This is a genomic window from Streptomyces sp. NPDC052101, assembly GCF_040680235.1.
Lineage (GTDB): Bacteria > Actinomycetota > Actinomycetes > Streptomycetales > Streptomycetaceae > Streptomyces.
Map to the genome: position 1 here is coordinate 1 of NZ_JBFAWH010000078.1, position 10,508 is coordinate 10,508.

Annotated in this window: 3 protein-coding genes; all 3 read left to right on the forward strand. The window is 71.0% G+C overall.

Features of this window, described 5'->3' with window-relative positions; all coding sequences use genetic code 11:
- Nucleotides 1-50: 50 nt before the first annotated feature.
- A complete protein-coding gene (locus AB0L75_RS43285) occupies nucleotides 51-6,599 on the forward strand; it encodes a type I polyketide synthase (RefSeq protein ID WP_365191797.1) in 6,549 nt (2,182 codons plus the stop codon).
- Nucleotides 6,600-6,923: 324 nt separating this feature from the next.
- Nucleotides 6,924-9,206: an SDR family NAD(P)-dependent oxidoreductase gene (locus tag AB0L75_RS43290; protein WP_365191798.1), complete on the forward strand. Its 2,283-nt coding sequence runs from the start codon at nucleotides 6,924-6,926 to the stop codon at nucleotides 9,204-9,206.
- 52 nt (nucleotides 9,207-9,258) lie between these two features.
- The coding region (locus tag AB0L75_RS43295; protein ID WP_365191796.1) for a beta-ketoacyl synthase N-terminal-like domain-containing protein at nucleotides 9,259-10,508 on the forward strand (1,250 nt) is incomplete at its 3' end.

Genomic DNA, 10,508 nt, shown 5'->3' on the forward strand with positions numbered 1-10,508 from the left:
AGGCACACGGCACGGGCACCTCGCTCGGCGACCCCATCGAGGCACAGGCCCTGCTCGCCACCTACGGCCAGGACCGCCCCGCCGACCAGCCGCTGCTCCTGGGCACGGTGAAGTCGAACATCGGCCACACCGCTGCCGCGGCGGGTGTCGCCGGCGTGATCAAGATGGTCATGGCGTTGCAGAACGGCCTGGTGCCCGCGACCCTGCACGCGGACGAGCCCAGCCCGCACATCGACTGGTCCACGGGCACCCTGCACCTGGCCACCGAGGCCCTGGCATGGCCGGAGAGCGGCCGGCCCAGGCGGGCTGGTGTGTCCGCGTTCGGTATCAGTGGGACGAATGCGCATGTGGTGTTGGAGGAGGCGCCTGAGGTTGTGGTGTCTGAGGGTGTGTCTGTGGGTGTGTCGGGTGGTGTGGTGGTGCCGTGGGTGGTGTCGGCGAGGAGTGCGGAGTCGTTGCGTGAGCAGGCGCGGCGGTTGCATGCGTGGGTGAGTGCGGATTCTGGTGTGTCGTTGGTGGATGTGGCGGGTGCGTTGGTGGGGTCGCGGGCTGCGTTGGAGCATCGTGGTGTTGTGGTGGGTGGGGATCGTGAGGGGTTGTTGGCGGGGTTGGCGGGGTTGGCTTCGGGTGAGCCGGGTGGTGTGGTGGCTCGGGGTCGGGTTGTGGGTGGGCGTCGGGTGGCGGTGTTGTTCTCGGGGCAGGGGTCGCAGCGGTTGGGTATGGGTGCGGGGTTGTTGGGGTTGCCTGGGTTTGCTCGGGTGTTTGGTGAGGTGTGTGGGGCGTTTGACGGGTTGCTTGAGGTGCCGTTGCGGGAGGTGTTGTTTGCGGATGCGGGTGGTGAGTTGAGTGGGTTGGTGGATGAGACGGTGTATACGCAGGCGGGGTTGTTTGCGTTTGAGGTGGCGTTGTTTGCGTCGGTGGTGGAGTGCGGGGTGGGTGTGGACTTCGTGATGGGTCATTCCATTGGGGAGTTGGCGGCGGCGTATGTGTCGGGTGTGTTGTCGTTGGCGGATGCGGTGCGGGTGGTGGCTGCGCGGGGGCGGTTGATGCAGGCGTTGCCGGTGGGTGGGGTGATGGCGGCGGTGGGTGCTGCGGAGGGTGTGGTGCGGGGGTGGATCGGTGGTGATGGGTCGCGGGTGGCGGTTGCGGCGGTGAATGGTCCGGGTTCGGTGGTGGTGTCGGGTGTGGCGGATGCGGTGGAGCGGGTGGTGGAGGTTGCTCGGGGTGAGGGTGTGCGGACGAAGTGGTTGCGGGTGTCGCAGGCGTTTCATTCGCCGTTGGTGGAGCCGATGTTGGAGGAGTTCGGGCGGGTTCTGGATTCGGTGGTGTGGGGTGAGCCGCGGATTCCGATCGTGTCGAATGTGACGGGTGAGCCGGTGGGGGTGGAGGAGATCGGTTCGACGGGGTACTGGTTGCGTCATGCGCGTGAGGCGGTGCGGTTCGATGACGGTCTGGCGTGGTTGAACGGGCAGGGGGTGACGGACTTTGTGGAGGTGGGTCCGGATGCGACGTTGACGGCGTTGGCGGGTGGTCATCCGGGTCGTGGTGAGAATGCGGTGGCGGTGGCGGTCTGTCGTGCGGGGCAGGACGAGCTGGTGACGTTCATGCAGGCGTTGGGCTCGTTGCATGCGCGGGGCAGTGAGGTCGTGTGGCCGGTGCTGGGCCGGGCGCCCCGTCCGTCGCACCACATCGACCTGCCCACCTACGCCTTCCACCGCCGACGCTACTGGCCGAAGCGGCTCGGGCCGGTCGGCGTCGGGGCCACCGTGGGATCCATCGGGCTCCAGGGCACCGACCATCCCCTCCTCGGCGCCCTCGTCAGCCGGGCCGACGGGGACGGCGTGCTGCTCACCGGCCGGCTGTCGCTGCCCGAGCAGCCCTGGCTGGCCGATCATGTGGTCCTGGACACCGTCCTGTTCCCCGGCGCGGCCTTCGTCGAACTCGCCCTGCGCGCCGGTGAGGAGGTGGAGTGCGACGTCGTCGAGGAACTGACACTGCAGGCGCCGCTCGCTCTCCCCGACGCCGTCCCCGTGCAGATACAGCTCACCGTCGGCGGCGCCGACGAGGACGGCCGTAGGACCGTGACGGTGTACGGGCGCCGCGCCGATGCCGAGGAGTGGACGACCCACGCCACCGGTGTGCTCGCGCAGGCACGGGCGGAACTGCTGCCGGAGGGCACGGACGCCCTGCGCGCCTGGCCCCCCGCGAACGCCGTACCCGTCGAACTCGACGGCCTCTACGACCGTATGGCCGAGGGCGGGAACACCTACGGACCTGTGTTCCAGGGACTCACGGCGGCATGGCGGCGCGGCGGGGAGGTCTTCGCCGAGATACGACTGCCCGAACAGGCCGTCGAGGAGGCCGACCGCTTCGGTGTGCACCCCGCGCTGCTCGACGCGGCCCTGCACGGCATCGCCCTGCTGTCCGCGGCCGACGGTGAGGAGGCGCCGCGCGGTCTGCCGTTCTCCTGGGAAGGAGTGCGCCTGTACGCCACCGGCGCCACCGGTGTGCGGGTCCGGCTGAGCTCCGCCGGGGCCGCCGCGGTCGCGGTGACGATCGCCGACGACAGCGGACTTCCCGTCGCTTCGGTCGACGCACTGACCCTGCGACCGGTCACCGCCGAGCAGGTGCGGGCCACGTCCCGGCACAACAGGTCGTTGTTCCGGATGAGCTGGTCCGAGATGGCGTCGGCCGCCGAACCGGACGGTGCCCCGCTGCGCTGGGCCGCGATCGGTGCGGACGCTGCCGCGGTGGCTCGCGCGGCCGGCCTGGACGCTGAGTCCCACGAGGATCTGGCAGCGCTCGCGAACGCCGCCGCCGGGTCCGGCGACACCCCCGCCGCGGACACCGCGGCATTCGACGCCGTGATCGCCGTCTGCCCGCAGTACCCGGAGGACATCCCCGAGGCGACCCGCGCCGCGACGAACTGGGCGCTGGAGACGGTACGCACCTGGCTCGGTGACGACCGCTTCTCCGCTTCCCGGCTGGTGCTGGTCACCCGGGGCGCGGTGTCCCTGGACGGCACGGCGCCCGACCTGGCGCACGCCGCGGTGCAGGGACTGGTGCGCTCGGCCCAGTCGGAGCACCCGGACCGGATCGTCCAGATCGACCTGCACGCCGAGGCGGTACCCGACGGGCTGGTCGCCGCGGTGCACACCGCCCGGGCGGCGGACGAACCCGAACTGGTGGTCAGGGACGGTGCTCTGCTGGCACCCAGGCTGGCCCGCTCGGCATCGGCTCAGGGCCCGGCGACCGCCGAGGGCGGCGAGCCCCGGTGGGACCCCGAAGGCACGGTGCTGATCACCGGCGGTACCGGAGTCCTGGGCAGCGCCGTGGCCCGGCACCTCGCCGCCGTCCACGGTGTCAAGCACCTTCTGCTGCTGGGCCGGCAGGGAATGCGCGCCGCCGGCGCGGACGAACTGGTCGCCGAACTCGCCTCCCTCGGCTGCCGGGCCACCGTGGCGTCGTGCGACGTCGCTGATCACGACAGCCTGGCCGCGGTCATCGCGGAGATACCGCAGGACCGCCCGCTGCGCGGTGTGGTCCACTCGGCCGGTGTCGGAGACGACGGGACCGTGGTGTCCCTGACACCCGAACGTCTGGCCAAGGTGCTGCGCCCGAAGGCCGACGCGGCCTGGAACCTGCACCGCCTCACCGAGGGGACACAGCTCACCGCGTTCGTTCTGTTCTCCTCGGCGGCCGGTGTCACCGGCGCCGCCGGACAGGCGAACTACGCCGCCGCCAATGCCTTCCTCGACGGACTGGCCCGCTACCGCAACGCCCACGGCCTGCCCGCGCACTCGATGGCCTGGGGTCTGTGGGAACAGCGCAGCGTCCTGTCCGGCGCCATGACCGAGAAGGACCTGGCACGCGTGGCACGCCTAGGCATGTCGGCGCTCTCGATCGACGAGGGGCTCGCGTTGTTCGACGCCGCGCTCACCGTCGACCAGCCGCTGGTGCTGCCCATGCTGCTCGACCCCGGCGCCGTACGCAGCAGTGGGGCGACCGTTCCCCCGGTGCTGCGCGGCCTGGTGCGCAACCCCGTGCGCAGGGCTTCGCGGGATGCCGCGAAGACCGGCCTGCGTGAGCTCCTGGCCACGATGACCGGCCCCGAGCGGCACCAGGCGCTCCTCGACCTGGTCGTCAAGCACGTCTCCGCGGTCCTGGGACACGAGCGGGGCACCACCATCGATCCCGAACGCGCCTTCTCCGACCTGGGCTTCGACTCACTGACCGCGGTCGACCTGCGGAATCAGCTCTCCGCGGCGGTCGGCACCCGGCTCCCGGCCACCCTGGTCTTCGACTACCCGACCCCGTCGGCGCTGGCCCGGCATCTGCGGTCGGAGCTCGGCGACGAGGACACCACGGCCGCCGCCCCGGGCCAGGCCACGAGCGCCACCGACGAGCCGATCGCCATCGTCGGCATGAGCTGCCGGTATCCCGGCGGCGTACGGACGCCGGAGGACCTGTGGCGACTGGTCGCCTCCGGTACGGACGCCATCACGCCCTTCCCCGCCGACCGCGGCTGGGACACAGACACCCTGCACGACCCGGACGGGGTGAACTCCGGTACGAGCTATGTCGGTGAGGGCGGCTTCCTGCACGACATGGCGGACTTCGACGCGGAGTTCTTCGGGATCTCGCCGCGTGAGGCGCTGGCGATGGACCCGCAGCAGCGGCTGCTGCTGGAGACCGCGTGGGAGGCCTTCGAATCCGCGAACGTCGACCCGACCTCCCTGCGAGGCAGCCGGGTCGGAGTCTTCGCGGGGCTGATGTACCACGACTACGCGGCCCGGCTGCGCACCGTTCCCGACGACCTCACCGGCTACCTCGGCAACGGCAACGCCGGCAGCGTCGCCACCGGTCGCGTCTCGTACGCGTTCGGTTTCGAGGGCCCGGCGGTCACGGTCGACACGGCCTGCTCCTCCTCGCTGGTCGCGCTGCATCTGGCGGCGCAGGCCCTGCGCCAGGGCGAGTGCGAGCTGGCGCTGGCCGGTGGCGTCGCCGTGATGTCGACACCGCTCTCCTTCGTCGAGTTCAGCCGCCAGCAGGGCCTGGCCCCCGACGGCCGGTGCAAGTCCTTCGCCGCCGGCGCCGACGGCACCACCTGGTCGGAAGGCGTGGGTCTGCTGCTGGTGGAGCGGCTGTCGGACGCGCAGCGCAACGGCCACAACGTCCTGGCCGTGGTGCGGGGTTCGGCCGTCAACCAGGACGGTGCGTCCAACGGTCTGACCGCACCCAACGGCCCCTCGCAGCAGCGGGTGATCCGGCAGGCGCTGGCCAACGCGGGTGTGACGGCCGCCGACGTCGACGTGGTCGAGGCACACGGCACGGGCACCCCCCTGGGCGACCCGATCGAGGCCCAGGCGGTCATCGCCACCTACGGCCAGGAACGATCCGTGGAGCAGCCGCTGCTGCTGGGATCGCTGAAGTCCAACATCGGCCACACACAGGCCGCGTCCGGCGTCGCCGGTGTGATCAAGATGGTCATGGCGCTACGGCACGGAACCGTGCCGGCGACCCTGCACGTCGACGAACCCACACCACAGGTCGACTGGACCGCGGGCGCCGTCGAGCTGGCGACCGAGTCCAGCCCCTGGCCCCAGACCACACGGCCGCGCCGCGCCGCCGTCTCCTCCTTCGGTATCAGTGGGACGAATGCGCATGTGGTGTTGGAGGAGGCGCCTGAGGTTGTGGTGTCTGAGGGTGTGTCTGTGGGTGTGTCGGGTGGTGTGGTGGTGCCGTGGGTGGTGTCGGCGAGGAGTGCGGAGTCGTTGCGTGAGCAGGCGCGGCGGTTGCATGCGTGGGTGAGTGCGGATTCTGGTGTGTCGTTGGTGGATGTGGCGGGTGCGTTGGTGGGGTCGCGGGCTGCGTTGGAGCATCGTGGTGTTGTGGTGGGTGGGGATCGTGAGGGGTTGTTGGCGGGGTTGGCGGGGTTGGCTTCGGGTGAGCCGGGTGGTGTGGTGGCTCGGGGTCGGGTTGTGGGTGGGCGTCGGGTGGCGGTGTTGTTCTCGGGGCTGGGGTCGCAGCGGTTGGGTATGGGTGCGGGGTTGTTGGGGTTGCCTGGGTTTGCTCGGGTGTTTGGTGAGGTGTGTGGGGCGTTTGACGGGTTGCTTGAGGTGCCGTTGCGGGAGGTGTTGTTTGCGGATGCGGGTGGTGAGTTGAGTGGGTTGGTGGATGAGACGGTGTATACGCAGGCGGGGTTGTTTGCGTTTGAGGTGGCGTTGTTTGCGTCGGTGGTGGAGTGCGGGGTGGGTGTGGACTTCGTGATGGGTCATTCCATTGGGGAGTTGGCGGCGGCGTATGTGTCGGGTGTGTTGTCGTTGGCGGATGCGGTGCGGGTGGTGGCTGCGCGGGGGCGGTTGATGCAGGCGTTGCCGGTGGGTGGGGTGATGGCGGCGGTGGGTGCTGCGGAGGGTGTGGTGCGGGGGTGGATCGGTGGTGATGGGTCGCGGGTGGCGGTTGCGGCGGTGAATGGTCCGGGTTCGGTGGTGGTGTCGGGTGTGGCGGATGCGGTGGAGCGGGTGGTGGAGGTTGCTCGGGGTGAGGGTGTGCGGACGAAGTGGTTGCGGGTGTCGCAGGCGATTCATTCGCCGTAGGTGTAGCCGATGTTGTAGGAGTACGGGCGGGTTCTGGATTCGGAGTAGTGGGGAGAGCCGCGGATTCCGATCGTGTCGAATGTGACGGGTGAGCCGGTGGGGGTGGAGGAGATCGGTTCGACGGGGTACTGGTTGCGTCATGCGCGTGAGGCGGTGCGGTTCGATGACGGTCTGGCGTGGTTGAACGGGCAGGGGGTGACGGACTTTGTGGAGGTGGGTCCGGATGCGACGTTGACGGCGTTGGCGGGTGGTCATCCGGGTCGTGGTGAGAATGCGGTGGCGGTGGCGGTCTGTCGTGCGGGGCAGGACGAGCTGGTGACGTTCATGCAGGCGTTGGGCTCGTTGCATGCGCGGGGCAGTGAGGTCGTGTGGCCGGTGCTGGGCCGGGCGCCCCGTCCGTCGCACCACATCGACCTGCCCACCTACGCCTTCCACCGCCGACGCTACTGGCTCGACGCGACCGACACCGGGACCGGCCCGTCGGCCGGCGACCGCACCCCGGCGCCGGACCAGTCGTTCTGGTCCGCGGTGGAGGGCGAGGACCTCGACGCCCTGGCACGCACGCTCGGCGTCGACGCGGACCAGCAGGGCGCCCTGCTCGCGGAGTTCGTGCCGATGCTCTCCGGCTGGCGCCGCCGTTCCAGGGAACGGTCGGCACTGCAGGACCTGCGCTACACGGTGGCCTGGCGACCGGTCCCCGAGCCCGACGCCACGCCCACCGGCAGCTGGCTCGTGGTCACCGCGCAGGGCTCCGCGGCCGACACCTGCATCGAGGCCCTGGAACGCCAGGGCGTCGACATTCTTCGCGCCGACGTCACCGGCCACGACCCCGACACCATGACCGACCGCCTTCGGGACGCCTTGCCGGCCACCGAGCCGCGAGGGGTCCAGGGGGTCCTCTCCCTGCTTGCCCTCGCGGACGAACCGCATCGCTCCGAGGCGCTCACAGCGACCTACGCCCTGGTGCGCGCGCTCGGAGAGCTGGGTGTCGGTGCGCCGCTGTGGTGCGCCACCCAGGGAGCCGTCGCCCTCTCCGCCGACCGCGGCATCCGGCCCGACCAGGCCGGAATCTGGGGCCTGGGCCGCGTGGTCGGGCTGGAACACCCCGAGCGCTGGGGCGGTCTGGTCGACCTGCCGGCCGAGATCGAGGAGCGTGCCGCCACGCTGCTGCGCGCGGTCCTGTCGGGTGCCACCGGCGAGGACCAGGTCGCCGTCCGCCCCGGTGGACTGCTGGCCCGACGGCTGACCAGGTCCGCCCGGACCGGCTCCGGCACCGCCTCGGAGTGGACGACGAAGGGCACCGCGCTGATCACCGGCGGCACCGGAGCGCTGGGCGCACACGCCGCACGCTGGCTGGTGCGCGCCGGCGCCGAGCATCTGGTGCTGACCAGCCGACGCGGCCTCGACGCCCCCGGCGCCGCCGCACTGCGGGATGAACTGACCGCACTGGGCGCCAAGGTGACCATCGCGGCCTGCGACGCGGCCGACCGCGAAGCGCTCGACGCCCTCGTCGACCGCCTCGCGGACGAAGGCGTGGCGATCAACGCGGTCGTGCACACCGCCGGCGTCGCACAGTCGAACCGCATCGAGGAGACCGGCCTCGACGAGATGGCCGACGTCTACGGCGGTAAGGCCGAGGGCGCACGGAACCTCGACGAGGTCTTCGCCGACACCGAACTGGACGCCTTCATCCTCTTCGCCTCCACCGCGGGTGTCTGGGGCGGCGCCGGTCAGGGCGCCTACGGCGCCGCCAACGCCTACCTGGACGCCCTGGCCGAACGGCGCCGACTGCGTGGTCTCACGGCGACCTCGATCGCCTGGGGCCCCTGGGCCGGCGGCGGCATGACCGCGCGCGACGACGCCGAGGCGCACCTGCGCCGACGCGGCGTCAGCCCGGTCACACCGGAGTCCGCACTCACGCTGCTCCAGCAGGCCATGGAGCACGACGAGACGCTCGTCACCGTGGCGGACGTCGACTGGAACCGGTTCGCGGCATCGTTCACCGCGGTGCGCCCCAGCACCCTGTTCGACGAGATCCCCGAGGCCCGGCAGGCCCAGGCTCCCGCCCCGGCCACCCAGGGAACACCGGCGGCGGCCCCGCTCGGCGAACGGCTCGCAGGGCTCTCCAGCGCCGAACGCCAGCAGGCCCTGGTCGAACTCGTGCGGACACACGCGGCCGCGGTCCTCGGATACCCCGACGCCGACGGCGTGGAGGCGGGCAAGCCCTTCAGGGATCTCGGCTTCGACTCCCTGGCGGCGGTCGACTTCCGCAACCGGCTCAACGAGGCCCTGGGACTCAGCCTGCCCGCCACCTCGGTCTTCGACCACCCCACGCCGCGTGAGTTCGCCGCGTACCTGCGGCCCATGCTGGGCGAGGACGAACTCAGCGAAGGCGCCGTCCTCGCGGAGATCGACAAGCTGGAGAGCAAGCTCGCCGCCGTGGCGGCCGGTGCGGGCACTCCGGACATCGCGGCGCGACTGGAAGCCCTGCTGGCGCGCTGGGGCGTCGGCACGGGCGAGACGGCGGACGCGGAGGCGGTCGAGAACCTGCAGTCCGCGACGCGGGACGAGGTCTTCGACTTCATCGACAACGAACTCGGCATCTGAGCGCGCGAGCGGTCACGGAACACGGTGCAGGTACATCGAAATGGATACGACCATGCGTGACGACGACAAGACTCTCGACTACCTCAAGCGGGTCACTGCCGACCTGCACAAGGTGCGCGGACGGCTCCGTGAGGTCGAGGAGGCCGAGCGAGAGCCGATCGCCATCGTGGGCATGAGCTGCCGGTTCGCCGGCGGCGTCACCTCCCCCGAGGACCTCTGGCGACTGCTCGCCGGCGGGAACGAGGCCGTCTCCTCATTCCCCACCGACCGCGGCTGGGACCTGGACGCGCTGTTCGACGGCGACCCGGCCGGCTCCGGCACGTCCCACACCCGGTCCGGCTCGTTCCTGAACGAGGTGGGCGAGTTCGACGCTGGCTTCTTCGGGATTTCACCGCGTGAGGCGCTGGCGATGGACCCGCAGCAGCGGCTGCTGCTGGAGACCTCCTGGGAACTGCTCGAGCGCGCCGGAATCGACCCCCTGTCACTGCGCGGCAGCCAGACCGGCGTCTTCGTCGGCACCAACGGCCAGGACTACGCGACGCTGCAGGCGGGCCCGTCCCAGCAGGACGTCGAGGGCCACCGCGGCATCGGCAACGCGGCCAGCGTCGCATCGGGCCGCATCTCGTACACCTTCGGCCTCGAGGGCCCGGCCATCACCATCGACACGGCGTGCTCCTCGTCGCTGGTCGCCCTGCACCTCGCCGCGCAGTCGCTGCGCAAGGGCGAGTGCTCGCTGGCCATCGCCGGCGGTGTGACGGTCATGGCGACACCCAGCATGTTCACCGAGTTCAGCAAGCAGCAGGGCCTCGCGAGCGACGGCCGTTGCAAGGCGTTCGCGGCCGGTGCGGACGGCACCGCCTGGGGTGAGGGTGTCGGCGTCCTGCTGGTGGAGCGGCTGTCGGACGCGCAGCGCAACGGACACAAGATCCTTGCCGTGGTGCGGGGTTCGGCGGTGAATCAGGACGGTGCGTCCAACGGCCTGACCGCCCCCAACGGCCCCTCGCAGCAGCGCGTCGTTCGCCAGGCCCTCACCAACGCCCTGCTCTCGGCCTCCGAGGTGGATGTGGTCGAGGCGCATGGCACGGGTACGGCGCTGGGTGACCCGATCGAGGCGCAGGCACTGCTGGCGACCTACGGCCAGGAGCGTCCCTCCGACCGGCCCCTGCTGCTGGGTTCGGTGAAGTCGAACATCGGTCACACCGCTGCCGCTGCGGGTGTGGCGGGTGTGATCAAGATGGTTATGGCGATGCGTCATGGGGTTGTTCCGGCGACGTTGCATGTGGATGAGCCGACGCCGCATGT

Coding starts and splice junctions, on each gene's coding strand:
- AB0L75_RS43290 (WP_365191798.1), top strand. CDS start 6,924: ATGCAGGCGTTGGGCTCGTTGCATGCGCGGGGCAGTGAGGTCGTGTGG.